The organism is Streptomyces sp. NBC_00536, assembly GCF_036346295.1.
GTDB lineage: Bacteria > Actinomycetota > Actinomycetes > Streptomycetales > Streptomycetaceae > Streptomyces.
Genome location: NZ_CP107819.1, coordinates 3826902 through 3853465 on the forward strand (window position 1 = coordinate 3826902; position 26564 = coordinate 3853465).

20 protein-coding genes and 1 tRNA gene are annotated in these 26564 nt (G+C 73.1%); 5 read left to right on the forward strand and 16 right to left on the reverse strand.

The window, feature by feature from the left end:
• Positions 1–123: 123 nt before the first annotated feature.
• The 4 genes from OHS33_RS16635 to OHS33_RS16650 all read left to right on the forward strand — a co-directional run bounded on the left by OHS33_RS16635 (position 124) and on the right by OHS33_RS16650 (position 5029).
• The gene (locus OHS33_RS16635; RefSeq protein ID WP_330331190.1) at positions 124–1620 is read left to right on the forward strand and encodes a serine/threonine-protein kinase; all 1497 of its coding nucleotides are present in this window, start codon (positions 124–126) and stop codon (positions 1618–1620) included.
• A 50-nt stretch (positions 1621–1670) separates the two neighbouring features.
• Positions 1671–2240, forward strand: a complete 570-nt coding sequence (locus tag OHS33_RS16640) for a hypothetical protein (RefSeq protein WP_330331191.1) — start codon at positions 1671–1673, stop codon at positions 2238–2240.
• Between the two features lie 11 nt (positions 2241–2251).
• Positions 2252–4345 carry a ThiF family adenylyltransferase gene (locus tag OHS33_RS16645; RefSeq protein WP_330331192.1) on the forward strand — a complete coding sequence of 698 codons (2094 nt, stop codon included), beginning with the start codon at positions 2252–2254 and terminating at the stop codon, positions 4343–4345.
• 225 nt (positions 4346–4570) lie between these two features.
• Complete coding sequence (locus OHS33_RS16650) at positions 4571–5029, forward strand: hypothetical protein (RefSeq protein ID WP_330331193.1); 459 nt, start codon at positions 4571–4573, stop codon at positions 5027–5029.
• 21 nt (positions 5030–5050) lie between these two features.
• On the opposite strand, the gene OHS33_RS16655 is transcribed toward OHS33_RS16650, so the two are convergent.
• The 12 genes from OHS33_RS16655 to bldG form a co-directional block, all read right to left on the reverse strand.
• On the reverse strand, positions 5051–5518 hold the full coding sequence (locus OHS33_RS16655; RefSeq protein ID WP_330331194.1) for a GNAT family N-acetyltransferase: 468 nt from the start codon (positions 5516–5518) through the stop codon (positions 5051–5053).
• A 94-nt stretch (positions 5519–5612) separates the two neighbouring features.
• Positions 5613–5686: transfer RNA gene (locus tag OHS33_RS16660), tRNA-Thr, on the reverse strand.
• Between the two features lie 126 nt (positions 5687–5812).
• The gene (locus OHS33_RS16665) at positions 5813–7423 is read right to left on the reverse strand and encodes an alpha/beta hydrolase (protein WP_330331195.1); all 1611 of its coding nucleotides are present in this window, start codon (positions 7421–7423) and stop codon (positions 5813–5815) included.
• Positions 7424–7653: 230 nt separating this feature from the next.
• Entirely contained in the window at positions 7654–8865 is a 1212-nt protein-coding gene (locus tag OHS33_RS16670) for a DNA polymerase III subunit delta' (RefSeq protein ID WP_330331196.1), read from the reverse strand.
• 125 nt (positions 8866–8990) lie between these two features.
• Positions 8991–12206, reverse strand: a complete 3216-nt coding sequence (gene tmk / locus OHS33_RS16675) for a dTMP kinase (RefSeq protein WP_330331197.1) — start codon at positions 12204–12206, stop codon at positions 8991–8993.
• Positions 12207–12645: 439 nt separating this feature from the next.
• Positions 12646–15459 (reverse strand): type I DNA topoisomerase, encoded by a 2814-nt coding sequence (topA, locus tag OHS33_RS16680; protein ID WP_330331198.1) that lies wholly within the window; start codon positions 15457–15459, stop codon positions 12646–12648.
• 314 nt (positions 15460–15773) lie between these two features.
• Complete coding sequence (locus OHS33_RS16685) at positions 15774–15971, reverse strand: hypothetical protein (RefSeq protein WP_330331199.1); 198 nt, start codon at positions 15969–15971, stop codon at positions 15774–15776.
• A 182-nt stretch (positions 15972–16153) separates the two neighbouring features.
• The gene (locus tag OHS33_RS16690; RefSeq protein WP_330331200.1) at positions 16154–17671 is read right to left on the reverse strand and encodes a DUF7059 domain-containing protein; all 1518 of its coding nucleotides are present in this window, start codon (positions 17669–17671) and stop codon (positions 16154–16156) included.
• A gap of 161 nt (positions 17672–17832) precedes the next feature.
• Entirely contained in the window at positions 17833–18399 is a 567-nt protein-coding gene (locus OHS33_RS16695; RefSeq protein ID WP_330331201.1) for a small secreted protein, read from the reverse strand.
• Positions 18400–18549: 150 nt separating this feature from the next.
• Positions 18550–20952, reverse strand: coding sequence for a sodium-translocating pyrophosphatase (locus OHS33_RS16700; RefSeq protein WP_330331202.1), 2403 nt, complete (start codon positions 20950–20952; stop codon positions 18550–18552).
• A gap of 299 nt (positions 20953–21251) precedes the next feature.
• A complete protein-coding gene (locus OHS33_RS16705) occupies positions 21252–21710 on the reverse strand; it encodes an ATP-binding protein (protein ID WP_330331203.1) in 459 nt (152 codons plus the stop codon).
• An 86-nt stretch (positions 21711–21796) separates the two neighbouring features.
• Positions 21797–22138, reverse strand: a complete 342-nt coding sequence (gene bldG, locus OHS33_RS16710; RefSeq protein ID WP_008743037.1) for an anti-sigma factor antagonist BldG — start codon at positions 22136–22138, stop codon at positions 21797–21799.
• A gap of 81 nt (positions 22139–22219) precedes the next feature.
• On the opposite strand from bldG, the gene OHS33_RS16715 reads away from it, so the two are divergent.
• The gene (locus OHS33_RS16715; protein ID WP_330331204.1) at positions 22220–24688 is read left to right on the forward strand and encodes a DEAD/DEAH box helicase; all 2469 of its coding nucleotides are present in this window, start codon (positions 22220–22222) and stop codon (positions 24686–24688) included.
• Here the strand turns inward: OHS33_RS16715 and OHS33_RS16720 are convergent.
• From OHS33_RS16720 to OHS33_RS16735, 4 genes are all read right to left on the reverse strand, one after another.
• Entirely contained in the window at positions 24639–25097 is a 459-nt protein-coding gene (locus OHS33_RS16720; protein ID WP_330331205.1) for an Rv3654c family TadE-like protein, read from the reverse strand. The genes OHS33_RS16715 and OHS33_RS16720 overlap by 50 nt on opposite strands.
• Complete coding sequence (locus OHS33_RS16725) at positions 25094–25423, reverse strand: TadE family type IV pilus minor pilin (RefSeq protein ID WP_443065310.1); 330 nt, start codon at positions 25421–25423, stop codon at positions 25094–25096. Before OHS33_RS16725 ends, OHS33_RS16720 begins: the two co-directional genes overlap by 4 nt.
• A gap of 109 nt (positions 25424–25532) precedes the next feature.
• Positions 25533–25721, reverse strand: a complete 189-nt coding sequence (locus OHS33_RS16730) for a DUF4244 domain-containing protein (RefSeq protein ID WP_443065450.1) — start codon at positions 25719–25721, stop codon at positions 25533–25535.
• A 45-nt stretch (positions 25722–25766) separates the two neighbouring features.
• Entirely contained in the window at positions 25767–26564 is a 798-nt protein-coding gene (locus tag OHS33_RS16735) for a type II secretion system F family protein (protein WP_330331208.1), read from the reverse strand.

Sequence of the window (26564 nt, forward strand, 5' to 3'; positions counted from 1 at the left end):
CTGAACCGATGACCGGGTGAGTGCCACCCTTGTCCCATGTCGGGTATTCGGGGGGCGGGCCCTTCGCCCGTGCGGCGCCTTGTGCTGGACCGGTACGCACTTCTGGAGCGTTTCCAAGGGGGCATGGCAGAAGTCTGGAAAGCGCACGACCAACGGCTCGACCGCATGGTCGTGGCCAAATTCCTGCGGGTCACGGACCGGGGCACCCACCCCGCCCTCCGCTTCCTGCGCGAGGCGAAGATCCTGGCCGCCATCGACGACCCCCGGATCGTGCGGGTGCACGATGTGGACGAGGCCCGGATCGACGGCTCCTGGCACCTCTATCTGATCACCCAGTACGTCGAGGGGCAGACCCTGCGCGCCCTGGTCCCCAAGGGCCACCGGCTGGCGGTGGCCCAGGCACTGCGCTGGGCCGCCGAACTCTGCGAGGCGCTGGTCCCGGTCCACGCCCGGGACCTGGTCCACCGCGACATCAAGCCGACGAACGTCATGATCCGCGCCACCGGAGCCGGAACGAGAGCCGGAACCGGCACCCCGTCAGGCACCGGCGCCGGGCCCGCGGCCCCCCAGGACAGCCTGGTCTTACTGGACTTCGGCATCGCCCGCTCGTACACGCTCTTCGGCGACCTCGGTTATGGGGCCGGAGTCACCGGCTACGCCCAACTCGTGGGCACCCCCGAGTACATGGCCCCCGAGTGCTTCCTCCAGGAGCCCATCGGTCCGGCCACCGACCTGTACGCCGTCGGCTGCGTCCTCTTCGAGATGCTCACAGGCCGCCAGCCCTACGTCGCGCCCGACGACTACGGCGCCCTCGTCTCGCTCCACTGCCGCGCCCCCGTCCCCTCCGTCCGCGCCCTGCGCCCGGAGGTGCCGCCCGCCGTGGACCACCTGGTCACCCGGCTGCTCACCAAGAACCCCGGCGAACGCCCCGCCGACGCCCGGGAGATCGCGGGGCTGCTGCGCGGGCTCAGCGTGGCCGTCGTACCGCGCCCCACCGTCGTCATCGGCCCGCCCACCCCGCCGCCGCCCGGACCGCCGCCGGGGCCCCCGGCCGATCCGGCCCGGGAGGTGGAGACCCGGTGCAACGCCGTACTGGAGTCGACCGACCGGGATACCGAGGCCGCGACGGCCGAGCGGGTGCGGCAGCTGAGCGACGTACTCGCCTTCGCGCACGCCACGCTCCCCGCCGACCACCGCGGAATCTGGCTCGTCGTCCTGCACCTCGCCCAGGCCCTGGCCCGGGCCGGGCGCCCCGCGGCCGCCGCCGAGCGGCTCGCACCGGTGGCCGCGCGGGCCCGCCAGGTGCTCGGGGCGGACGACCAGCTGGCCGTCGTGTGCGCCCTCAACCTCGCCCGCTACATCGGCGAGTCCGGCCATCCGCGCCCGGCCGCCCAGCACCTGCTCGAACTGCGCGCCGCCGTCTCCGGGGTCCTGGCCGCCACCGACCCGAAGCTGTCGGAGATCCGCTACGACCAGGCCCACTGGCTGGCCGCGGCCGGTGAGACCCAGCGCGCCGCCGCCGAGTTCGAGGCCCTGTACGCCGACCACTGGACGGCGTACGGCCCGGACCACCCGCAGACCGTCCGCCTGCGCGAACTGATCGCCCGCACCCGGGCCTGACGCGCCACCGATCCACCGCGCCACCGATCCATCGCACCTTCAGGGAGGGGATGAAGACCATGGCAGACATGTACGACCTCAACGCGATCCGGGACAGCTTCTTCGCCAGCCAGTCCAAGAGCACGGCGGGGCAGCAAGAGGTCTATGTGGACCGCGAGGGCAAGGTCCGGCTCGGGACCGGCGGCGAGAACGACGCCCCGCTCTCCAGAGTCCCGCAGAGCACCTTCGCCGCCGCCACCGGAGCCAACGCGGCCCGGCTGGAGCGCGAACGCCGGGTGGTCGAGACCAAACTGCCCGCCAACACCTACTACGAGGACACCCCGGGCGCCGAGGGCTGGGTCTACGAGATCACCACGATGTTCGAGCACCGGTATGTGATGTGCGCGCGCTTCGACGGGGTCGAGTACCAAGTCCGCCTGATCGAACCGGCACTGGAGACGCTGCCCACCCACGACCAGCACGGCTTCCACCTCTACCACAGCGGGAAGATCTGCCTTTCCGAGCGCTCCGGTTCGGGCCAGCCCACCCTCCAGGAGGCGTACGCGCGCTCGGCGACCTGGGCGCTCGGAGTCGATTTCGTCCGCATGGGACGCCCCTTCCCGTTCAACCGCAAGCAGTAGGGACCGATGCCGTGCTGCCCGTACATGTCTTCGACTACGTGATCCACCAGGTGGGGCGGGACATCGGGCGGACCCGGCCCGAGCAGGGCGGCGCCCTGCTCGGGCTGCGCGGGCGCGACGTGCTGACCGCCTTCGTCCACGACGCGCGCGCCCGGGTGACCCAGGTGGAGTACCGCAACACCGCATGGCTGCTGGACGAGATAGGGCGGATGGAGGGAGCCGGTCCGGTCCGCTTCAAGGGCATCGTCCACTCGCACCCGTCGGGCATGCCACGGCCCTCCCGGCAGGACCACCGCGAGTACGGCCGCACCCTGGACGCGGTGCCCGACCTCGGGCGCTACCTCGCGCCGATCGTCACCCACGACGTCACCACCCCCGGCGAGCGGCACGAGCTGTTCACCGACACCGCCCGGATCTCCTTCTTCGGCGCGATGTGGAGCGAGCGCGGCGTCCGGCTGGAACCGATGCGTCCGGTGGTCGTGCCGCTGGCCGGCGCGCTCCGCCACGCCGGGCTGTCCTGGTCCGACTCCTTCCCGGTCACCTGCCTGGTGGGCGGGGTGCCCGGGGTACGGGTCCCGCTGCCCCCGGGCCGCTCGGGCACCCCGCGCCACCTCTTCGTCACGGCCGACTTCCCGGTGGCCCCGCCGCTGCTGCTGGAGGAGGCCGGGGCGGACGGGCCGCACCCCGAGCTGATCGTGCGGGAGCTGGGCTGGGACCCGCGGATCCCGGACCAGGACCGGCTGCGGGAGTCGCTCGGAGCCCTGGGGGCCCTGGAAGCCCGTACGACCGCACCCGGGACGGGCGCCCCACGCGTCAACGGTGCCGGGCAGCCGGGACGGCGTACGTCCTCCCCCTCGTCCCCGTCCCCGTCCCCGTCCACGCCCGAGCCGGTACGCGGCACCGCGCCCGCGCCGCTCCCGGCCGCCCGGGAGCCGCTCGCCCCGGATTCCCGCCCGCCGGATTCCTTCGCCCAGCACGGCCCGTACGGCCCGTACGTTCCACAGGACCCGCAGGCCCCACTCGTCCCGCAGGCCCCACTCGTCCCGGATGTTTCGCTCGTCCCGGATGTTTCGGAGAAGCCCCCGCCGCCCTCCGCCCCGGGCCCCGGCCGGATGCGCCGGCTCGTCTACCGGACCGGGATCGGCCGGGCCCGGGCCGCGCGCGCCGGGCTCTTCGCCCGCACCCAGGGGCTGCTCTCCCCCGCGCTCGCAGACACCCACGTCCTGCTGGTCGGGGTCGGCTCCGTCGGCAGCTACCTCGCCGAGGTGCTCGTCCGCTCCGGGGTGGGCCGGCTCACCCTGGTCGACCCCGACCGGGTCGAACCGGCCAACCTGGGCCGGTCGTTGTTCGGCGTGCGCGACATCGGCCGCAACAAGGCCAAGGCCACCGCCCGGCGGCTGCGCAAGATCAACCCGAAGCTCAAGGTCACCGTCCTGGCCAAGGACGTCGCCTCCCTCGACGACCACCACTGGCACCAGCGGATCTCCGACGCCCGGCTCGTGGTCGCCGCCACCGACGACAACCACGCGCAGCAACGCCTCAACCACCTCTCCTACTTCCTGCGCCGCCCGGCCGTCTTCATCGGCCTGTACGACGGCGCGGCGGGCGGCGAGGTCGTCTTCACCACCCCCGGCTCGCCCTGCTGGTCGTGCGCGACCGGCGGGGTCCGCGAATCCCTGGGCGAGCTGGGCCACCAGCCGCGCACGGACTACGGCACCGGCCGCCTGTACGCCGTACCCGGGCTGCTCACCGACATCCAGCACCTGACCGCGGCGGCGGCGAAGATCGTGCTGGCCCTGCTGCACGAGGGCGGCGGCCCGGAGCGGGTCGGCGGATTCCTCACGGCCCCGCTCCGCAAGAACCTGTCCATGGCCCTGTTCGCCATGGAGCCCGACCACTGGTTCTTCCCGCGGGTGCTCGGCGAGGCCCCCGGCCAGCACGCCTTCCAGAGCATCTGGCTGCGCACCGGGCGCCGGCCCGACTGCCCGGTCTGCGGGGACCCTTCGCTGCGCAGCGACCCCCGCGAGTACGGCGGGCGGGCGGGCGACGACGCCGAGGTCACCCGGCGCCAGAAGCGCGCCTTCGAGCAACGCCACCACCGCTGAGCAGACCTGGACCGGGCAAGGAGGAAGGGAACACCCATGGGGGACGACACGACCGAGGCGATGCGCCGCGCCCGCGAGGCCCGCCTCAAGTACAACAACGCCGCACCGCCGACCCCGACACCGCCCCCGAAGCCGTCACCCACGCCCACACCCCCACCCACACCCCCACGCACACCCACGCCCCCACGCACACCCGCACCCCCGGTCCCCCCTCGGGTCTCGACCGTGCAGCCGCGTCCGGTGGCGGGCCTCGGCCAGTACGCCGCGTTCGGCCAGGGCGCGGCGCTGGTCCTGTTCCTGTGGCAGATGCTCGCCCTCAGCGGCTGGACGGCCCCGCTGCGCAAGTCGACGGAGCTGTCCCCGCACTGGAGTTACCCGCACCAGCTGGCGGTGAGCGAATTCCGCGCGACGTGGTTCCCCGACCTGCGCGACCTGGTGCTGTACCAGGGGCCGGGGCGGGAGTACCCGTGGCTGTTCCCGGCCATCGCGGTCGTCCTCTACCTGCTGGTCCGGGTGGGCCGCCTGCCGGAGGGTCTGCAGGCCCTGCTGGGCACGCTGATCGGCGCCTACGGCCTGGCGGCCCTCCTCGCGAGCGCCCCGCCCCTGCTCAACCAGTGGCCCCTGGCCCTGGCCCTCGCCACCCTCAGCGCCTGGGCCCTGAACACCCTTTACGTGAGGGAGTGACCGGGCCGGGAGACACGTACGTCAGCCCAGATCATGGAAGTACACGTGGAACGGATCGCGCACGAAGCCCTCGGCCTCGTACAGGCCCTGGGCGACGTGGTTGTCGTACGCCGTCTCCAGCTGGACCCCGGACACCCCGGCCTCCCGCGCCCGCCGCAGGGTCTCCCGCAGCAGCGCCCGCCCCGCCCCGCTCCGCCGCCCGGCCGGGGCGACGTAGAGATCGCTCAGCACCCACATCGGCCGCAGCGCCAGCGACGAGAACGTCCGGTAGACCTGAGCGAACCCCACGGTCCCGCCCCCGTCCCCGCCCTCCACCTCGGCGAGCAGCACGAGCGACTCCCCGTTGCGCATCCGCTCGGCAAGGAACTCCCGCGCCGCCCCGGCATCCGCGACGGTCACCTCGTAGAAGTCGAGGTACCCCCGGAACAACCCGGCAGCCACCTCCACATCCCCGCTCGTGGCCTCCCGCACCACAACCCGCTCGCCCATGCCCACTCCTTGCGTCGCGTGCCTGCCTGCCTGCCTGCGTCAGGGCATAAGAAAAACCCCAGGTCACGGCGAGTGAGTCCTGAGGTTCTTCTAGAGCCGCCTTCGGGATTCGAACCCGAGACCTACGCATTACGAGTGCGTTGCTCTGGCCAACTGAGCTAAGGCGGCACCGCTGGGAAGACAAGAATTTCCCTGGTGGGAGGCTCTCATCAGCAGCGGCGCCAAGTCTACAGGGTTAAACCGGGTGCCCCGAACCGGGTCGGCCGGGGGTGGTGGAGGGGGTGGCGGAGGGGGTCAGCACTTCTTGCCGTTCTGGGGCGGGGTGCCGTCCAGGAGGTACTGGTTGATCGCCGTGTCGATGCAGTCGCTGCCGCGGCCGTAGGCCGTGTGGCCGTCGCCGTCGTAGGTGAGCAGGACTCCGGAGTCGAGCTGGGAGGCGAGGGCCTGGGCCCACTTGTACGGGGTCGCCGGGTCCCGGACGGTGCCGACGACCACGATCGGGGCCGCGCCCTTCGCCTGCGCGCGATGCGCCGTGCCGGTCGCCTTGACCGGCCAGTACGCGCAGTTCAGCGAGGCCCAGGCGAGGCCCGCGCCGAAGACCGGGGAGGCCTTCTCGAAGGAGGGCAGGGCCTTCTCCACGTCCTGCGGGCCGGCGAAGGCGGGGGGCTGGTCCAGGCAGTTCACGGCGGCGTTGGCGTACATCAGATTGGCGTACTTGCCGTTCGCGTCGCGCTCGTAGTAGCTGTCCGCGAGCGCGAGCAGCCCCGCGCCCTCGCCGTTCAGGGCGCTCTGCAGCGCCTCGCGCAGCTGCGGCCAGGCCGCCTGGTCGTAGAGCGCCGCGATCACACCGGTCGTCGCGAGGGACTCGCCCAGCGGGCGCGCCGCGTCGCCGCTGGCCACCGGCTGGGCGTCGACCTTGCGGAAGAACTCCTTCAGCTGCGCCGCCACCTCGTCCGGGCTCCCGTGGCCGAGCGGGCAGTCGGGCTGCTTCGCGCAGTCCTGGGCGAAGGAGCGGAACGCCGTCTCGAAGCCCTCCGTCTGATCCCGGTTCAGCTCCAGCGCCGGGCGCGCCGGGTCCATGGCGCCGTCCAGGACGAGGCGCCCGACCCGGCTGGGGAAGAGGTCCGCGTACGTCGCCCCGAGGAAGGTGCCGTACGAGGCCCCGACGTACGTCAGCTTCTCGTCGCCGAGGACCGCGCGCAGCACGTCCATGTCCTTGGCCGCCTCCACCGTCGAGACGTGCGGCAGCATCCGGCTGGACTTCTCGGCGCAGCCCGCGGCGAACTCCTTGAAGGCCGTCGCCAGCTTCGCCTGCTCCGCCGCGTCGTCCGGGGTCTGGTCCACCTGGGTGAAGGCGTCCATCCGCGGGCCGGTCAGACAGTCCACCGGGGCACTGCGGGCCACGCCGCGCGGGTCGAAGGACACCATGTCGTACTGGGCGCGCACGGGCGCCGGGTAGCCGATGCCCGCGTACGCCTGGAGGTACCCGATGCCGGAGCCGCCCGGGCCGCCCGGGTTGACCAGCAGCGAACCGAGCCGCTTCCCGGGGCCGGTCGCCACCTTGCGGGAGACCGCGATCTCGATGTCCTGGCCGTTTCCGGGGTGCGCGTAGTCCAGCGGGGCCTTCATCGTGGAGCACTGGAACCCCGGCGCACCGCAGTCGCGCCACTTCAGCTTCTGCGCGTAGTACGGGGCCAGGGCGGCCGGGGTCGCCGTGGGCTCGGGGGCCTCGGCGCTCGCTCCCGGGCTCGCCCCGGTGGCCGTGCCCGGGCCCTTCGGCGAGGCGGCCCCCGAGGAGGACGCGGCCGCGCGGGGGCCAGAACTTCCCGAGGTGCACCCGGAGAGCAGCAGCCCGGCGGCGGCGATCACGGTTCCGGTGGTGCGCAGCAGGCGACTCGTGTCCATCTCCGGAGCGTACGGCCTGCCCGGTGCCCGGGAGACGGAGGCCGCGCCCGGTCCGGAGGGTGACGCGGCACGCGCGGGACCCGCCGCACCGGCGAGGCGGGGCCCTCGCGGTTCCAGCCGCGTCGCGCCCGTACGGGTGAGCCGGTCAACCGGCGGCCCCGGCGTCCCCCGTCACCACCCGTGTCCGGGCGCTACCCCTACCCGGGCGCCACCCGTGCTCCGGCGAGCGCTCAGCCCGCGCGCAGCGCCATCGTCATCGCCTCGACCGCGAGGAGCGGGGACACATTGCGGTCCAGTGCCTCCCGGCACGCGATGATCCCCTCGATGCGGCGCAGGGTCCGCTCCGGGCCCGACGCTCGGGCGACCCGGTCGAGGTCCGGACGTATCTCCTCATTGGCGATGGCCAGTCCGGAGCCGAGCTGGAGCGCCAGCACGTCCCGGTAGAAGCCGATCAGGTCGGTGAGGGCCAGATCGAGGGTGTCGCGCTGGGTCCTGGTGCGGCGGCGCTTCTGCCGGTCCTCCAGGTCCTTCATCACGCCCGCCGTGCCGCGCGGCATCCGGCCGCCGGTGCCCGCGGCGGCGCCCATCGCGGCACGCAGCTCCTCGGTCTCCTTGACGTCCACTTCCTCGGCCACCTGCTTGGCGTCCTCGGCGGCGGCGTCCACCAGCTCCTGGGCGGCCTTGAGGCAGGCCCCCACGTCGTCCACCCGGAGCGGCAGCTTGAGCACGGCGGCCCGGCGGCTACGGGCCCGCTCGTCCGTGGCGAGCCGCCGGGCCCGGCCGATGTGCCCCTGCGTCGCGCGGGCGGCCGCGGCGGCCACCTCGGGCTCGATGCCGTCCCGCCGGACCAGCACGTCGGCGACGGCGGCGACGGACGGGGTGCGCAGCGTCAGATGGCGGCAGCGGGACCGGATGGTGGGGAGCACGTCCTCCAGCGAGGGCGCGCACAGCAGCCACACCGTGCGCGGAGCGGGCTCCTCGACGGCCTTCAGCAGGACGTTCCCCGCGCCCTCGGTGAGCCGGTCGGCGTCCTCCAGGACGATGACCTGCCAGCGGCCCACGGCCGGGGACAGCTGGGCCCGGCGGACCAGGTCCCGGGTGTCCTTCACGCCGATGGAGAGGAGGTCGGTACGGACGATCTCGACATCGGAATGGGTGCCGACCACGGTGGTGTGGCAGCCGTCGCAGAAGCCACAGCCCGGTTCACCGCCGAGTGCCCGGTCCGGGCTGGTGCACTGCAGGGCCGCGGCGAAGGCCCGGGCGGCGGTGGACCGGCCGGATCCGGGCGGCCCCGTGAACAGCCAGGCGTGGGTCATCTTGGACGCGGTCGCCGACTCGACGCCCGCGGCGTCGGCCGTGACCAGGGCGTCGGCATCGCGGGCGGCGGCGGCCAGCTGCGTCTGCACGCGCTCCTGGCCCACCAGGTCGTCCCATACGGGCATGCCGCCCACCGCCTTTCTCTCTTTGTGCGTTCAGTCGGTCACTCACCGCTGCCACGCTCACCATTGTGGCGGGGGCCACTGACAATCCCGGCCGACGGGCCTCGCGGCCCGCCCGGCGGGTGCGGTCAGCGGCGGCGCGGGCGGCCCTCGTCGTCGTCCTCGTCGCGCCCGCGCGGGCCGAGCAGCTCGTCCGCGAGGGTCGGCAGATCGTCCATCGGAGTCTCCTCCGCCCACTCCGGGCGCCGGCGGGGATGGCCGGAGGCGTCGACGACCGGCAGCTCCCGGGTGACGTCATTGCCGTTGCCGCCGCTGTCGCCGCCGTGGCCACGGCCCTGGTCGGCCGCCGAATCCCGGAAGATCCGCTGCGGTACCCGGGCCGTCGGGTCGGAGCTGTGGATCGGCGGCAGCACGGCCGTCTCCTCGTTCGGGGAGACCGGGCGCGCGGAGGCCGGCGGCGGGGTGAACTTCGGGACCGGCACCGTCTCGGTGATGTCGTCCGGCTTCACCACCGGGGTGACCACCGTGATCGCGTCCGCCGGATGCGCGTCCGCGACCGGATCCGCGGCCCGTTCCGCGACCGGCTCCGGCCCCTTGACCATGTCCACGCGCCGCGCGGGCGCCTCGGCGGCGGCCTTCGCGGACGTCGCGGCCGTCGCGGCGGCGGCAGCGGCGCTCTCGGCGGCAGCCTTCGCCGCGGCATCGGCGGCGGCCTTCGCGGCCTCGGCGGCCACAGCCGCCGCGGCGGCCTCGGCCAGCCGCCGCGCCTCCTCCGCCCTCAGCAGGGACTCCTCGGCCCGCCGCTGCTTCTCCAGCCGCCGTTCCTCGGCCTCGGCGCGCAGCCGGGCCTCCTCCTCCGCCTGCTTGCGCAGCCGCGCCTGCTCCACCTCGCGGGCCTTCTCCTCGGCCTCCGCACGCAGCCGCTCGGCCTCGGCCCGGGCCCGGGCCTCCTCCTCGGCGCGCAGCCGCTCCTCCTGCGCCTTGCGGGCGGCCTCCGCCTCGGCCTCGATCCGCGCGGCCTCTTCCTCGCGTGCCTTGCGGGCCTCTTCCTCGGCCCGCAGCCGTGCTTCCTCAGCGCGCAGCCGTGCTTCCTCGGCCTTGCGCGCGGCCTCCGCCTCGGCGGCCCGCCGCGCTTCCTCCTCCGCCAGGCGGCGCGCCTCGATCTGCGCGGCCACCTCGGCCTCGGACAGCGGAAGCATCCGGTCCATGCGGTGCCGGACGACCGTGGCCACCGACTCCGGGTCCTGGCCCGCGTCCACCACCAGGTAACGCCCGGGATCGGACGCCGCCAGGGTCAGGAATCCGGCCCGCACCCGCTGGTGGAACTCCTGGGGCTCCGATTCCAGCCGGTCCGGCGCCTCCGTGAACCGCTCCCGCGCCGTCTCCGGGGAGACGTCCAGCAGGATCGTCAGGTTCGGGACCAGCCCGTCGGTGGCCCAGCGCGAGATCCGGGCGATCTCGGTCGGGGACAGGTCGCGGCCCGCGCCCTGGTAGGCGACGGACGAGTCGATGTAGCGGTCGGAGATGACGACCGCGCCGCGCTCCAGGGCGGGCCGGACCACGGTGTCCACGTGCTCCGCCCGGTCGGCGGCGTACAGCAGTGCCTCGGCGCGGTTCGAGAGACCGGCGGAGGAGACGTCCAGCAGGATCGAGCGCAGCCGCTTGCCCACCGGGGTCGCCCCCGGCTCGCGCGTGACGACGACCTCGTGGCCCTTGCCCCGTATCCACTCGGCGAGCTTCTCCACCTGGGTGGACTTCCCGGCGCCGTCGCCGCCCTCCAGGGCGATGAAGAAGCCGGTGCCGGAGGCGGCCTGGACCGGCTCGCCGCCGCGCAGCGCCTCGCGCAGGTCCCGGCGCAGCGGGACGCCCCGGCGGTCGTCCGCCTTGATCAGCACGATCACGGCCACGGGCAGCAGCAGCGCGCCGACCAGCATGAGCACGAAGGCCGCGCCGCCGTGGTCGAAGACGACCCGGCCGGCCGCCAGCCGGTGCGGGCCGATCAGCGCGGCCAGCGCCGGGGCGCCGACGGCGCCGAGGCCGACCGCGACCCGGACCGTGGCGTGCAGGTGCTCGGTGACCCGGGCCCGGCGGAACTCCTCGGTCTCCTGGTCCAGCAGGGTGTGCCCGGTGTTGGCCGCCACCCCCGCGCCGGTCCCGGCGAGCAGGGTCAGGAACAGGACGGTCGCGGTGTCCGCGACCAGTCCGGTCAGCAGCAGGGCGAGCCCGGTGACGGCGAGCGCGAGGGCCAGCAGACGGCGCCGCGAGAGCGCGGGCAGCATCTTCCCGGCCTGGGTGAGGCGGATCCCGGCGGCGGTGCCGCCGGCCAGCGCGAGCACCAGCAGCGCGAAGGTGGCGGGCCCGCCGGCCAGGTCGTACGCGTGCAGCGCGGACACGCCGACGGCGCAGGCCACGGCTCCGGCGACCGCCGCGCAGGCGAGCACGAGCAGCCGGATGGCGCCCGTACGCCCCTTCTCCGGGCGCTCCCCCGCCTTCGGGGCGCGCAGCCCCTCCAGCGGCGAGCGCGGGCGCGGGGTCTTCGTTCCGGGGAGCACCAGCGGGAGCAGCAGGGAGACGGAGGCGGCGAAGAGTCCGGCGGCGACGTACGAACCCAGCGCGGCCTGGTTGGCCGCAAACCAGTCCACCCCGAGGCCGATCGCCCGGCCGACCAGGGTGGCCGCGAGCAGCGCGGCGGCGGCGATCGGCAGCGTGGCGAACGCCGTGCGCAGGGTCAGCCTGCGCAGGGTGTCGAGGTGGTCGGGCAGCGGCCGTACGGTCGCGCCCTCGGGCGGCGGCCCGGGCAGCAGGGCCGGAGCCGCGCTCTCCTTGGCCAGGGTCCACAGGCGCTCGGCGGCGCCGGAGACGAAGACGGTGGCGAGCAGCACGGTCAGCGCGTGCTCCGGGAGCCAGTCGAGCCACAGCGGGGCCACGACGAACAGCGCGATGCGCACCCCGTCGGCGCCGACCATGGTCCAGCGGCGGTCGAGCTTGCCGCCCGGCGCCGTGAGCTTGGTCAGCGGGCCGAGCAGCACCGCGCCGCACAGCACCGTGGCCAGGACGCGGACGCCGAGGACGGCCGCGACGGCGAGCGCGGGGCCGCGCGGGCCGCCACCGAACGAGCCCTCCGAGACGGCGGCCTGGAGCGCCAGCAGGACCAGCACCAGCAGCGCGAGCATGTCGCCGATGCCGCTCACCAGCTGGGCGCTCCACAGGCGGCGCAGCCTGGGGGTGCGCAGCAGGGCGCGCACCGCGCGCTCGCGGGAGTCCGCGGCGAGGGCTTCGTCGTAGGTGGGGGCGGAAGGGGTCTCGGGGGCCGTGACGACCGTCGGCTGCTCGGCTCGCGTCATCCGCCCAGCCTATCCGCTGCGCTTGGCGGGTGCGGAGGGCTGTGGACAAGGCCCCCGTGCACCCGCCCCCGGCGGCCCCGGCGCCCGCTGCGGGCGGCTGCGGCCCGCTGCGGGTCGGGCCGCGCCCGGGCCCGGCGGCTGCGGGCGGGGGTCGGGCTGCGGGGCCCGCGGCGGGTGCGGCCCGTAGACCCGCGGCTGCGGGCGGGGTGGGGCCGGGCAGGAGGGTCTCCTCGGCTCGCGAGCCCTGAGCGGGTCGGAGTGACTCGGGGTGGTGGGCTCGCTCGGCCTGCGGGGACCCACCTGCCCGTCCCCACCCCTCGGCCCGTCGGAGCCGTTCGGGACGGTTCACTCGCCCGACCTGCCGGGACGGAGGGGCTGCGGGGACGGACGAGGGCCCCGCGCTGGTGCGCGGGGCCCTCGGTACGGCTGCCGACAGCGGCTATTCGTCCGTCGCCGGGGTCGCGGCGGCGGTCTTCTTCGTCGCCGTCTTCTTCGCCGTCGCGGTCGTCTTCTTCGCCGTCGTCGTCTTCTTCGCGGCCGTCTTCTTGGCCGTCGTCGTCTTCTTGGCCGCGGTCGCCTTCTTGGCCGGGGCCTTCTTGGCGGTCTTCTTCGCCGGCGCCTTCGCCCGCTTCTCCGCGAGCAGCTCGTAGCCCCGCTCCGGCGTGATCGTCTCGACGTCGTCGTCCCGCCGCAGCGTCGCGTTCGTCTCGCCGTCCGTCACGTACGGCCCGAAGCGGCCGTCCTTGACCACCACCGGCTTCTCGCTGACCGGGTCGGTGCCCAGCTCCTTCAGCGGCGGCTTGGCCGCGGCCCGGCCGCGCTGCTTGGGCTGGGCGTAGATCGCCAGCGCCGCTTCCAGCGTGATCGAGAAGAGCTGGTCCTCGGTCTCCAGGGAGCGCGAGTCCGTCCCCTTCTTGAGGTACGGGCCGTAGCGGCCGTTCTGCGCGGTGATCTCGACGCCTTCGGCGTCCACGCCGACGACGCGCGGCAGCGACATCAGCTTGAGCGCTTCCTCCAGCGTCACCGTGTCGAGGCTCATCGACTGGAAGAGCGAGGCCGTCCGCGGCTTGACCGCGTTCTTGCCGGTCTTCGGGGTGCCCTCGGGGAGGATCTCCGTCACGTACGGCCCGTAGCGACCGTCCTTCGCGACGATTTCGTTCCCGCTGACCGGGTCCTTGCCCAGCTCGAACTCACCGCTCGGCTTCGCGAAGAGTTCCTCCGCGTACTCCGTGGTCAGCTCGTCCGGAGCCATGTCCTCCGGTACGTCGGCCCGCTGGTGGCCCTCGGAGTCCTTCTCGCCGCGCTCGACGTACGGCCCGTAGCGGCCCACGCGCAGCACGATGCCCTCGCCGACCGGGAAGGAGGAGATCTCCCGGGCGTCGATCGCGCCCAGGTCCGTGACCAGCTCCTTGAGCCCGCCCAGGTGGTCGCCGCTGGCCGGGACCACCTCGGAGGCGTCCTCGGAGCCGAAGTAGAACCGCTTGAGCCACGGCACGGACTGGGCCTCGCCCCGCGCGATGCGGTCGAGGTCGTCCTCCATCTTGGCGGTGAAGTCGTAGTCGACGAGCCGGCCGAAGTGCGTCTCCAGCAGGTTCACCACGGCGAACGACAGGAAGGACGGCACGAGCGCCGTGCCCTTCTTGAAGACGTAGCCGCGGTCGAGGATCGTGCCGATGATCGACGCGTAGGTCGACGGACGGCCGATCTCGCGCTCTTCCAGCTCCTTGACCAGCGAGGCCTCGGTGTAGCGGGCCGGGGGCTTGGTCGAGTGGCCGTCGGCGGTGATGTCCTCGCCGGTCAGCGCGTCGCCCTCGGCGACCTGGGGCAGCCGCTTCTCGCGGTCGTCCAGCTCGGCGTTCGGGTCGTCGGCGCCTTCGACGTACGCCTTCATGAAGCCGTGGAAGGTGATCGTCTTGCCGGAGGCGGAGAACTCGGCGTCGCGGCCGTCGCTCGCCCGGCCGCCGATCTTGACGGTGACCGAGTTGCCGACCGCGTCCTTCATCTGGGAGGCGACGGTCCGCTTCCAGATCAGCTCGTACAGACGGAACTGGTCGCCGGTCAGACCCGTCTCGGCGGGCGTGCGGAAACGATCACCCGAGGGGCGGATCGCCTCGTGCGCCTCCTGCGCGTTCTTGACCTTGCCCGCGTAGACACGGGGCTTCTCCGGCAGGTACTCGGCCCCGTAGAGCTGGGTGACCTGCGCCCGGGCCGCCGTGACGGCGGTCTCGGACAGCGTCGTGGAGTCCGTACGCATATAGGTGATGAAGCCGTTCTCGTACAGCTTCTGCGCCACCTGCATGGTCGCCTTCGCACCGAAGCCGAGCTTGCGCGAGGCCTCCTGCTGGAGCGTGGTCGTACGGAACGGCGCGTACGGGGAACGGCGGTACGGCTTGGACTCGACCGAGCGGACCGCGAAGGACGTCTCGGCGAGGGCGGCGGCCAGCGAGCGGGCGTTCGCCTCGTCGAGGTGCAGCACCTCGCTCTTGAGCTTGCCGGTGGAGCCGAAGTCGCGGCCCTGGGCCACGCGCTTGCCGTCGACCGAGCCCAGGCGGGCGACCAGCGAGGACGGGTCGGAGGCGTCGCCGGCGCGGCCGGTGGAGAAGGTTCCGGTCAGGTCCCAGTACTCGGCGGAGCGGAAGGCGATGCGCTCGCGCTCCCGCTCGACGACCATGCGGGTGGCCACCGACTGGACGCGCCCGGCCGACAGCCGCGGCATGACCTTCTTCCACAGGACCGGGGAGACCTCGTAGCCGTAGAGGCGGTCGAGGATCCGTCGGGTCTCCTGGGCGTCGACCATGCGCTGGTTCAGCTCGCGCGGGTTGGCGACGGCGTCGCGGATCGCGTCCTTGGTGATCTCGTGGAAGACCATCCGGTGGACGGGGACCTTGGGCTTGAGGACTTCCTGCAGGTGCCACGCGATGGCTTCGCCCTCGCGGTCCTCATCGGTGGCGAGGAAGAGTTCGTCGGACTCGGCCAGCAGCTCCTTGAGCTTCCTGACCTGCGCCTTCTTGTCCGCATTGACGACATAGATCGGCTGGAAGTCGTGCTCGACGTCCACGCCGAGACGGCGGACCTCACCCGTGTACTTCTCGGGAACCTCGGCGGCGCCGTTCGGGAGGTCGCGGATGTGCCCGACACTCGCCTCGACGACATACCCCGGGCCCAGGTAGCCCTTGATCGTCTTCGCCTTGGCAGGAGACTCGACGATGACGAGTCGGCGGCCGCCCTTTGCGGTCTCGCTAGTCGGGGACAACTTGGCTCTTCTCTCCGGTCGGCACTCGGTCGCGGTACGGCGACGCTGCGGAGTGTGACGGTACAACCCGCCCCCGTGTCAAACGGCACAAGCCCGCAACGGCCACTCGAACGGTAACCCGACAAGTGCCACTTCTGCCGCCCGGATGCCGCGGCGGACCCTTCCCGATCACCGTGCGGGGTGTCCCGGGGGCCGTCTGGCCCCTCCCCCGGAGCCCCGTCCGGAGCCTCCGCCGGAGCCCTCGCCGGACCGGCCTGCGACCGGTCGCTCCAGCGCTCCCGCGGGCCCTGCGGTACGTCGGCACGGGGGCCGGGTCAGAGCCGGCCGAGGCACCACACGCCGAGGGCGAGCGAGACCCCGCCGGCCAGCACGGCGACCGGTACGGCCACGGCGTGGCGCACGCCCTCGGCGACCGGCGCGCGGCGCCGTGCGCGCGCCCCCGTCCAGGCCAGCAGCGCCGTTCCGAACAGCAGGAACACCGTTGCCGCGAAGACCGCCGGACCGCTTTCCATGCCGTTCCCCCCGCCCCGCGAACCGCTCCCGTGAACCGCCTCGTGAGCCGCCCGGTGAGCGGCCCGAGCGGCCCGTGGACCGCTCGGGGGGAGCTTCCGGAATCCCCCCGGATTCCCCCCGGGCTCCCCCCGGTCCGGACCTTTCCAGGCCCAGGCGTACGGCACGCCAACCCCGGGTTAATTCACGGTTGCACGGGCTCCGCGGGCTCCAGGAATCCCTGCTCCACCAGCAGCCGGATCGCCTCCGGCGTGCGGTCCCGCAGCACCACCGGATCCTCCTCGACCAGGTGGGCGATCGCGTCGAGGATCCGCCCGGCGCTCAGTGAGCCGTCGCACACTCCGGCGAAGCCCGCGCCGACCGTGTCCACCTTGGTGGCGCGCCGCATCCCGCGGTTCTGCCGGAGCACGACATGTTCGGGATCCTCCGCCCCGGGCGCGCCGACCTGCTCCTGCACGACCTCCTCGACGAGCCGGAAGTATCCCTCCAGCAGCGCCGCGTCATCGTGGTCGCGCAGGTAGTCCTGGCGGGCGAAATGGGCCCGGACGGTGTCGCCGAGCGGCTGCTCCACCGAGTGCGGCCACTCCTCGACCACGATCGACGCAGCCTCCGCGTCCGTGCGGCGCAGGGTGATCCATCCGAAGCCGACCGAGCGGGTCTTGCGGGCCTCGAACTCGTCCAGCCAGGCCTCGTAACGCCGGGCGTACGCCTCGGGGTCCTCGCGGTGGTCGCCCGCGTCCCGCAGCCACAGCTCTGCGTATTGCGTCACATCCTGCACATCACGCTGCACGATCCACGCGTCACAGCCGTCCGGCACCCAGGAACGCAGCCGGTCGTGCCAGTCCTCGCCGTCGACGTGCTGCCAGTTGGCCAGGAACTGTGCATATCCGCCCGGATTCAGCCGTTCGCCCGCCTGTCGCACCAGCGCGCGGCACAGGTCGTCGCCGCCCATCCCGCCGTCCCGGTAGGTCAGCCGGGCCCCGGGGGAGATCACGAAGGGCGGGTTGGAGACGATCAGGTCGTAGGTCGCGTCGCCGACCGGCTCGAAGAGCGAGCCGGTGAGCAGTTCGGCCTCCGGGGCCCCCGACAGCGCAAGTGTCAGACGGGTGAAGTCCAGGGCGCGCGGGTTGACGTCGGTGGCGGTGACCCGGGTCGCGTGCTGCGCCGCGTGCAGCGCCTGGATGCCGGATCCGGTGCCGACGTCCAGGGCCGAACCGACCGGCGTGCGCACGGTGATCCCGGCCAGGGTCGTGGAGGCCCCGCCGACGCCCAGGACCACGCCCTCCTCCCGGCTGCCGATCCCGCCGGCCCCGCCGACCGCGCAGCCCAGGTCCGAGACGATGAACCAGTCCTCGCCGTCCGGGCCGCCGTACGGCCGTACGTCCACCACGGCGTGTACGTCGTCCCCCGCGCGGCGCAGCCAGCCGTCGGCCAGCGCCTCCTCGACGGGCAGCGCGGCCGCGGCCCGGTCGTACGGCACGGGCCGCTGGAGCAGGAACAGCCGCACCAGGCTCGGCAGCGGGCCGTCGTCCCGGGTGGCGCGCAGGGCCGGGACCGTCTCGCTGCGGGCCAGCGCGGCGTAGGCGGGGGCGCCGAGCAGGTCGAGCAGGCCGTCGGCGGTGAAGCCCGCGGCGAGCAGGGCCGAACGCAGTGCGGCGGCGCGGACGGGCGAGGGCAGGCGGGGAAGGCTGGTGGTACTCACCCGTCCATTGTGTCCGCTGTCACCGACAATCCGTGCGACGCACGGGACACGGGCGGCGGCACGGGCGGGGACACGGGCGGAGACACGGCTGGCGACACGGGCGACGGCCGGGCCCGTTTCCGGTCCCGGCCGCCCTGATCGCCGTACGCTCCGTCGCTCCGTCAGCTCTTCGAGGGCTCCGGAGCCGCCGAGACCTGGCAGCCCTTCTGACCGTTCATCGCCTTGTCGAGGCCGCCCGACTTCAGCTTCTCCAGGGCCGCCTTGCCGCCCTGAGTGGTCTGGTCGAGGCCGCTGGCGATGGTCTTGAGGCCCTCGGCGAACTTGCCCTGGTCCTTGGGGTCGAGGGCGTCCATCTTCGTCTTGAGGTCCGCGTAGCCCTTGGATGTGTCCTCGAAGCCCTTGACGGCGGCCTTCTGGGTCGCATCACCGTCCTTGACCGGAGGAACTCCCGCGCCCGTCAAGGCCGTCCCCATGGCCTTGTACGAGCCGGACATGGTCTGGAACGCGCCCGCGTCGGTCTTCTGCACGTCCTCGGGCTTGCTGCTCTCGGTCGCCACGCGCTTGATGTCGGCGTTGGCTCCCTCGATCTTCTTCAGCTCGGGCTGCCACTTGTCGCAGACCTTCTTGGCCCAGTCGTCGGTCTTCTTGTTGCCGTCGTCACCGCAACCGGACAGCACGAGCATCAGTACCGCGCCGCCGGACAAGGCGGCCGCAAACTTCTTGTTCACCGGATCGGTCCCTTCCAAGGCTCTCGGCCCGGAAGATACACGTCTGCATCCGGATAAGCGGAAAGACGGACAGACGGCGCGTCAGTCCGCGCCGCCCGTCCGCCATTCGGTCCCGCGTGACGACCCCCGGGAGGGCCGCTCGGCCTACGGTCAGGAGACCACCGCGGGGTCGGCCGGCTGGGCGACCCGCTCGGCGGCGTCGCTGCCGGTGTCGTCGCCGACCGTGATGCCGCGCCGCTTGGACACGTACACCGCCGCGACGATCACGATGATCGCCACGACGGCGACCACCGCACGGACGGTCGCGCTGGCGTCGACGCCGTAGCTGAACTGCACGACGGCCGGGGCGATCAGCAGCGCCACCAGGTTCATCACCTTGAGCAGCGGGTTGATCGCGGGACCGGCGGTGTCCTTGAACGGGTCGCCGACGGTGTCGCCGATGACGGTCGCGGCGTGGGCGTCGCTGCCCTTGCCGCCGTAGTGGCCGTCCTCGACGAGCTTCTTCGCGTTGTCCCACGCGCCACCGGAGTTGGCGAGGAAGACGGCCATCAGCGTGCCGGTGCCGATGGCGCCGGCCAGGTACGAACCGAGCGCGCCGACGCCGAGGCTGAAGCCGACCGCGATGGGAGCCATCACGGCGAGCAGGCCGGGCGTGGCGAGTTCGCGCAGCGCGTCCTTGGTGCAGATGTCCACGACGCGCCCGTACTCGGGCTTCTCGGTGTAGTCCATGATCCCGGGGTGCTCGCGGAACTGGCGGCGCACCTCGTAGACCACGGCCCCGGCGGAGCGGGACACCGCGTTGATGGCCAGGCCCGAGAACAGGAACACGACGGCCGCGCCCAGGATCAGCCCGACCAGGTTGTTGGGCTGCGAGATGTCCAGGCTCAGGCCCATGTCGCCGGCCTTGGCGCCGACGTCCTTGACGGCCGTGGCGATCGCGTCGCGGTACGAACCGAAGAGCGCGGCGGCGGCCAGTACGGCGGTGGCGATGGCGATGCCCTTGGTGATCGCCTTGGTGGTGTTGCCCACCGCGTCCAGGTCGGTCAGGACCTGGGCGCCCGCGCCCTCGACGTCGCCGGACATCTCCGCGATGCCCTGCGCGTTGTCGGAGACCGGACCGAAGGTGTCCATGGCGACGATGACGCCGACGGTGGTCAGCAGGCCGGTGCCCGCCAGGGCCACCGCGAAGAGCGCCAGCATGATCGAGGTGCCGCCGAGCAGGAACGCGCCGTAGACCCCGAGCCCGATGAGCAGCGCGGTGTAGACGGCGGATTCCAGGCCGATGGAGATGCCGGCGAGGACGACGGTGGCCGCGCCGGTCAGCGAGGACTTGCCGATGTCCTGGACGGGACGCCGGGTGGTCTCGGTGAAGTAGCCCGTGAGCTGCTGGATGAGGGCGGCGAGCACGATGCCGATGGCCACGGATACGAGCGCGAAGACGCGCGGGTCGCCGGAGTGGCCGGTGATGCCCGCGTCCTCCACGCCCACCAGGTCCTTGAAGCTGGACGGCAGGTAGACGAGGACCGCGCCGGCGACCAGCACCAGCGAGATCACCGCCGAGATGAAGAAGCCGCGGTTGATGGCCGTCATGCCGCTGCGGTCGGTGCGGCGCGGGGAGACCGCGAAGATGCCGATCATCGCGGTGACGACGCCGATCGCGGGCACGATCAGCGGGAAGGCCAGGCCCAGGTCGCCGAAGGCGGCCTTGCCCAGGATCAGCGCCGCGACGAGCGTGACGGCGTACGACTCGAAGAGGTCGGCGGCCATTCCCGCGCAGTCGCCGACGTTGTCGCCCACGTTGTCGGCGATGGTCGCGGCATTTCTCGGATCGTCCTCCGGAATGCCCTGTTCGACCTTGCCGACCAGGTCGGCGCCGACGTCGGCGGCCTTGGTGAAGATGCCGCCGCCGACGCGCATGAACATCGCGATGAGTGCGGCGCCGAGGCCGAAGCCCTCCAGGACCTTGGGGGCGTCGGCGGCGTAGACGAGCACGACGCAGGAGGCGCCGAGCAGGCCGAGGCCGACGGTGAACATGCCGACCACGCCGCCGGTGCGGAACGCGATCCGCATGGCCTTGTGGGAGACCTCGGTGAGGTCCTTGGCGGGTTCGCCCTCGGCGGGGGTGGCCTCGCGGGCGGCCGCGGCGACGCGGACGTTGGCGCGGACGGCCAGACGCATGCCGATGTAGCCGGTGGCGGCCGAGAAGAGCGCGCCGACGAGGAAGAAGGCGGAACGTCCCGCCCGCTGGGTCCAGTTCTCGGCGGGGAGCGTGAAGAGCAGGAAGAACACGACGACGGCGAAGATGCCGAGGGTGCGCAACTGCCGCCCCAGGTAGGCGTTGGCGCCCTCCTGGACGGCCGCCGCGATCTCCTTCATCCGGTCGGTTCCCTCGTCGGCGGCGAGGACCTGGCGGACCAGGATCTGCGCGACCACGAGTGCGGCGAGTGCCACCGCAGCGATGACGATCACGATAAGCCGATTGTCATCGGTAAGCACCGCAGCTGCCAGCTGAGCGGTGCCGTCTTGCGCGAGAGGGGTGAAGAGCCCCGTCATTCGTCCTCCTTGACGTGATGAGCTCAAGATGTGGACGGATTGTAGGGAGCGCCACCTGATCAAAACAGGGGGTGGGAAACGGAATTGGCCTGCTCTTGCTCCTCAGCAATAGATCGCGTCACGCCATTACCCTCGAAAGTAGTAATGGGGCAAACCCATTGACCGTTCGCGGACCGGCCGCGGATCGCCGGTATTCGATCTAGAAAAACGAAAAAGGCCCTGCTCAGCAGGGCCTTGAAAAAATATCGGAAGATGGGATTAAAGATCTATCGAGAGAAACACCGGGGAACACGGGAGGCCTAGGGCAGTTCGGAGACTCCGGTCGTCGGCCAGCTCATCCTGATGACACCGCCCGATTCACCACTGGTCACCTCGACGTCGTCGACCAGCCCGCTGATCACGGCGAGGCTCATCTCGTCCTCGGTGTCGGTGTCGGCCTCCGCCGCGGCGGAGCCGGGATCGGCGGACAGATCGCCGAACGGGCGCGCGGCAGCGCCGCCCGACGGCCCGGGCACCTCGTCACCGACCTCGATGGAGAAGACCTTCTCCTCCTCGGTCAGCACGACGCGCACGGGCGCGGTGAGCCCGTTGCCGCGGTGCAGTCCGACGGCGCGCGAACAGGCCTCGCCCACGGCGAGTCTGACCTCGTCGAGGACGGCCTCCTCCACGCCGGCCCGGCGCGCCACGGCGGCCGCGACCAAGCGGGCCGTCCGGACGTGTTCGGGCTGAGCGCTGAAACGGAGTTCAACGGTGGCCATGCGCGTCCCCCTCGGACTACGGGCGTGCCTTACGGGGGCCCGGACCACTGTGGCCCGGAACCCCCCGCTCCTTCTGCCGGGATCCGTCAGTCGGTGGCGTTGACGGCGTCTTCCACCGTGGTGTGAATCGGGAACACCTTGGTGAGACCGGTAATGCGGAAAATCTTGAGGATGCGCTCCTGGTTGCACACCAGGCGCAGCGAGCCCTCGTGCGCGCGGACGCGCTTGAGGCCTCCCACGAGCACACCGAGGCCGGTGGAGTCGAGGAAGTCCACTCGCTCCATGTCGACAACCAGGTGGTAGCTGCCGTCGTTCACCAACTCGACCAACTGCTCGCGCAGCTTGGGCGCGGTATACACATCAATCTCGCCACCGACCTCGACGACTGTGCGGTCGCCAACTGTGCGAGTCGACAGGGACAGGTCCACGGATCCTCCAGCACCTTGCTATCGAGCGGCGCCCCCCAGGGGCCTCCTCACCCGAAGGTAGAGGAGGGATTGGCTGCCGCGATGGCATTCAATCACTTACCGGCAGGCGCGCACGACGCCTTGGGACCATTGTCCCGCACACCGGTGACACACTCACTTCGGATGTCCCATACTCCCCGTCCCGGTCGGCCCACGGCGGCCACGGACCCACGACCCAGCCCCGACACGGTCCTGGACCGCCTGTCACGGGGGCCTTCGCGAGCTGCGCGCATCACCCATACGGAGCACTTGCCCCCTCGGGAGGGCCGTCATGCAGTGTGGCCCGATCGCATCCGAACGGATGTCGTAGCCGCGATCCAGGCCGCGGGCATCGAACACCCGTGGGAACACCAGGCGGCGGCGGCCGAGCACGCCCTGGACGGCGAATCCGTGATCGTCGCCACCGGTACCGCCTCCGGCAAGTCCCTGGCCTACCTCGCCCCGGTGCTCAGCGCCCTCGCGGACGGCGCCGAGGCACCCAACGGACGCGGCGCGACCGCCCTGTACCTCGCCCCCACCAAGGCCCTCGCCGCCGACCAGCGCCGCGCCGTACGGGAACTGGCCGGGCCCCTCGGAAACGCGGTCAGGCCCGCGGTCTACGACGGCGACACCCCCGTCGAGGAACGCGAATGGGTCCGCCAGTACGCCAACTACGTGCTGACCAATCCCGACATGCTGCACCGGGGGATACTCCCGGCCCACCCCCGCTGGTCCTCCTTCCTGCGCGCCCTGCGCTACGTGGTCATCGACGAGTGCCACACCTACCGCGGGGTCTTCGGCTCCCACGTCGCCCAGGTGCTGCGCCGCCTGCGGCGGCTGTGCGCCCGCTACGGCGCCGACCCGGTCTTCCTGCTCGCCTCGGCCACCGCCACCGACCCGGCGGCCTCCGCGAGCCGGCTGACCGGGCTCCCGGTGACGGAGATCACGGACGACGCCTCCCCGCGCGGCGAGGTCGTCTTCGCCCTGTGGGAGCCGCCGCTCACCGAGCTGAAGGGCGAGAAGGGCGCCCCGGTGCGCCGTACGGCCACAGCGGAGACCGCCGACCTGCTGACCGACCTGGTCGTCCAGGGGGTCCGTACGGTCGCCTTCGTGCGCTCCCGGCGCGGCGCCGAGCTGATCGCCCTGATCGCCCAGGAGCGCCTCGCCTCCGTCGACCGCTCGCTGCCGGCCCGGGTGGCCGCCTACCGGGGCGGCTACCTGCCCGAGGAGCGCCGGGCCCTGGAGCGGGCCCTGCACTCCGGCGAGCTGCTCGGGCTCGCCGCCACCACCGCCCTGGAGCTGGGCGTGGACGTCTCCGGCCTGGACGCCGTCCTGATCACCGGCTACCCGGGCACCCGGGCCTCCCTGTGGCAGCAGGCGGGGCGGGCCGGGCGCTCCGGCCACGGCGCCCTGGCCATCCTGATCGCCCGGGACGACCCGCTGGACACCTACCTCGTCCACCACCCCGAGGCCCTGTTCCTGCAGCCGGTGGAGGCCACCGTCCTGGACCCCGACAACCCGTACGTCCTCGCCCCCCACCTGTGCGCGGCGGCGGCCGAGCTGCCGCTGACCGAACCCGACCTGGACCTCTTCGGCCCGGCCGCCCGCGACCTCCTCCCCCAGCTCGAAGCGGCGAAGCTGCTGCGCCGCCGCGCCACGGCCTGGCACTGGACCCGCCGGGAGCGGGCCTCGGACCTCACCGACATCCGGGGCGGCGGCGGCCGCCCGGTGCAGATCGTCGAGGCCGCCACCGGCCGGCTGCTGGGCACCGTCGACGAGGCGGCCGCCCACACCGCCGTCCACGACGGCGCCGTCCACCTCCACCAGGGCCGCACCTACCTGGTGCGGCGCCTGGACCTGGAGGACTCGGTCGCCCTCGTCGAGGAGGCCTCCCCGCCCTTCTCCACCACCGCCCGCGACATCACCTCCATCTCCGTCCTGGACACCGAGACCGAGATCCCCTGGGGTCGGGCCCGGCTCTGTTTCGGCTCGGTCGAGGTCACCAACCAGGTCGTCTCCTACCTACGGCGCAAACTGATCACCGGCGAGGTGCTCGGCGAGACCAAACTCGACCTGCCGCCGCGCACCCTGCGCACCCGGGCCGTGTGGTGGACGGTCACCGAGGACCAGCTCGACGAGGCCCGGATCAATCCGGAGATCCTCGGCGGCGCCCTGCACGCCGCCGAGCACGCCTCCATCGGGCTGCTCCCGCTGTTCGCCACCTGCGACCGCTGGGACATCGGCGGCGTCTCCGTGCCGCTGCACCCGGACACCCTCCTTCCGACGGTCTTCGTCTACGACGGCCACCCCGGCGGAGCCGGGTTCGCGGAGCGGGCCTTCCACACGGCCCGCGCCTGGCTGACCGCGACGCGTGACGCGATCGCCGCCTGCGAGTGCGAGGCCGGCTGCCCGTCCTGCATCCAGTCCCCCAAGTGCGGCAACGGCAACGACCCCCTCCACAAACGCGGCGCCGTCCGCCTCCTCACCCACCTCCTGTCGGCAGCCCCACCACCGCCCCAGCACCAGGGCTGACCCCTGGATCCGGACGGGAATCCGGCCGGGGGCCCGCGCGGGGGCCCGCGCGGGAGGTGGACCGCGGGGCGAAGGGGCCCGTCGAGGCGCGGGCCGTGACCTCCGCGACCTCCCCCGACACCGTGCAAGCCGTCGTCCGGGCCCCCTGTGCCACCGCCACCCGTATCGCCGTGGCACACGCGGCCGTGGGGCCGTGCGTCCAGCTCGCGGCCGCCGCCAGGGCCGCCAGGTCCGCGACGGCCGCGGCCCGGTGCCGGGCCGCCACCGCCTGCCCCAGCAGCAGCACGCCCCCGAACACCGCCACGAGCGCCATGGCCACCACGGCCGCCCACACCGTGGCCGAACCCCGGTCCCCGCCCCGGCTCCGGTCCCCGCCCCAGCTCCGGCCCCGGCCCCGGTCCCGGCTCATGGCGGCGGCCCCACGCTGTCCTCGGCCAGCGCCACCGCCCGGGCCCCGAGCCGCACCGGCAGGGACCCCGGACCCGGTGCGGGGGCGCTCACCCTGACCTGCCACAGGTCACCGGTCCGTTCCAGCTCCACCCGCGCCCCCGCCGGCGCGGCCTCCCGGGCCGCGGCGAGCGCTGCCTCGGCCGGTTCGGACCGGGCCGCGACCCGCGCCCCGGCCCGCGCCGCGTCCACACACCGGATCTGTGCGGCCGCCGCCATCAGCGCCCACACCAGCAGCGCCGCGAAAAGGACCAGCGCCGGAATGACGAGGGCGGCCTCGGCCGTCACATATCCCAGGTCCCCCCTTTCACCGAACCTCCCGAACCTCCTGAACCTGTCGGACTTCCTGAACCTGTCGGACTTCCCCGATTCCCCCGACGGGCAGTCAGAGAGCCGCTCAGAAGGGCACATCGAGTGCCTTTCCAATGGTCGATTGGAGCGCCGCAGCGACGGCGTCACTCGTGACCACCTTGTACAGAACGGCCGCGAACGCACACGCCGCGATCGTGCCCATGGCGTATTCCGAAGTCGACATTCCCGCGTCCCCGCAACGGCCCCGCAGAGCCGACCGGACACGCGCCCACATGATCCTCATGACAACCTCCTGTGAATTTACGTTCCTGATGTGATTTCAGTTGCCGGAGAGGCCGGAGAGGAGACCGGAAGCCATTCCGATCACCACCGGAGCCACCCCCACGGAGAGAAAGGCGGGGAGGAAACACAGCCCGACCGGGGCGGTGATGAGCACCGAGACCCGCTGCGCCCTGGCCCCGGCCCGCCGAGCCCGGTCCTCGCGCAGCGCCGTCGCCAGCCGGGACACCGGCTCCGCCGCGGGCGCCCCCGTCCGCGCGGCCCGGTCCAGACACTCGGCGAGCGCCCGGGCGTCCGGTATCCGCGCCAACCTGCCCCACGCGTCCCCCGGTTCACCGCCGAGCCGCAGCTCCGCCCCGGCCAGGGCCAGCCGCTCGCCCACCGGCCCGCCCAGCGACTCCCCGACCACCTCGGCCGCCTCCACCGGCCCGGCTCCGGCCGCCAGGCACGCGGCCAGCAGATCCGCGGCGAACGGCAGTTGGCGCGCGGCCTCCCGCGGGTCCTCCCCGGGCGATGCCCGCACCCTGCACTGCCACCTGCGCACCCCGAAGGCCGCCGCGCACCCTGCCGCCGCGCCCGCGACCCCACCGACCAGGACCCACCCGGCCAGCAGCGCCGCGACCGGCCCCGCCCACCCGGCCACCGCACCCCGGAGCCGGAAACCGATCACGGGTCCCCGGCGCACCGGGACCACCGCGAGGAGGGCCCCGAGCCGACGCCGGGCCGCCCGCTCCCGGACCCGCGCGCCCAGCGCCGACCCCAGGCACATCACCGCCCCCGCGAGGCAGAGCGCCGTCCCCAGCCTGTGGACGGTGAACCCGGCGCCGAATCCCGCCAT

Bases quoted from the DNA above. Each gene is read 5' to 3' on its own strand.
- OHS33_RS16685 (WP_330331199.1), bottom strand. From the start codon at position 15,971: ATGGAAAGCGGTCCGGCGGTCTTCGCGGCAACGGTGTTCCTGCTGTTC.
- OHS33_RS16635 (WP_330331190.1), top strand. From the start codon at position 124: ATGGCAGAAGTCTGGAAAGCGCACGACCAACGGCTCGACCGCATGGTC.
- OHS33_RS16640 (WP_330331191.1), top strand. From the start codon at position 1,671: ATGAAGACCATGGCAGACATGTACGACCTCAACGCGATCCGGGACAGC.
- OHS33_RS16735 (WP_330331208.1), bottom strand. From the start codon at position 26,564: ATGGCGGGATTCGGCGCCGGGTTCACCGTCCACAGGCTGGGGACGGCG.
- OHS33_RS16705 (WP_330331203.1), bottom strand. From the start codon at position 21,710: ATGGCCACCGTTGAACTCCGTTTCAGCGCTCAGCCCGAACACGTCCGG.
- OHS33_RS16655 (WP_330331194.1), bottom strand. From the start codon at position 5,518: ATGGGCGAGCGGGTTGTGGTGCGGGAGGCCACGAGCGGGGATGTGGAG.
- OHS33_RS16700 (WP_330331202.1), bottom strand. From the start codon at position 20,952: ATGACGGGGCTCTTCACCCCTCTCGCGCAAGACGGCACCGCTCAGCTG.
- OHS33_RS16720 (WP_330331205.1), bottom strand. From the start codon at position 25,097: ATGAGCCGGGACCGGGGCCGGGGCCGGAGCTGGGGCGGGGACCGGAGC.
- OHS33_RS16665 (WP_330331195.1), bottom strand. From the start codon at position 7,423: ATGGACACGAGTCGCCTGCTGCGCACCACCGGAACCGTGATCGCCGCC.
- OHS33_RS16715 (WP_330331204.1), top strand. From the start codon at position 22,220: ATGGCATTCAATCACTTACCGGCAGGCGCGCACGACGCCTTGGGACCA.
- OHS33_RS16730 (WP_443065450.1), bottom strand. From the start codon at position 25,721: ATGTGGGCGCGTGTCCGGTCGGCTCTGCGGGGCCGTTGCGGGGACGCG.
- OHS33_RS16670 (WP_330331196.1), bottom strand. From the start codon at position 8,865: ATGCCCGTATGGGACGACCTGGTGGGCCAGGAGCGCGTGCAGACGCAG.
- tmk (WP_330331197.1), bottom strand. From the start codon at position 12,206: ATGACGCGAGCCGAGCAGCCGACGGTCGTCACGGCCCCCGAGACCCCT.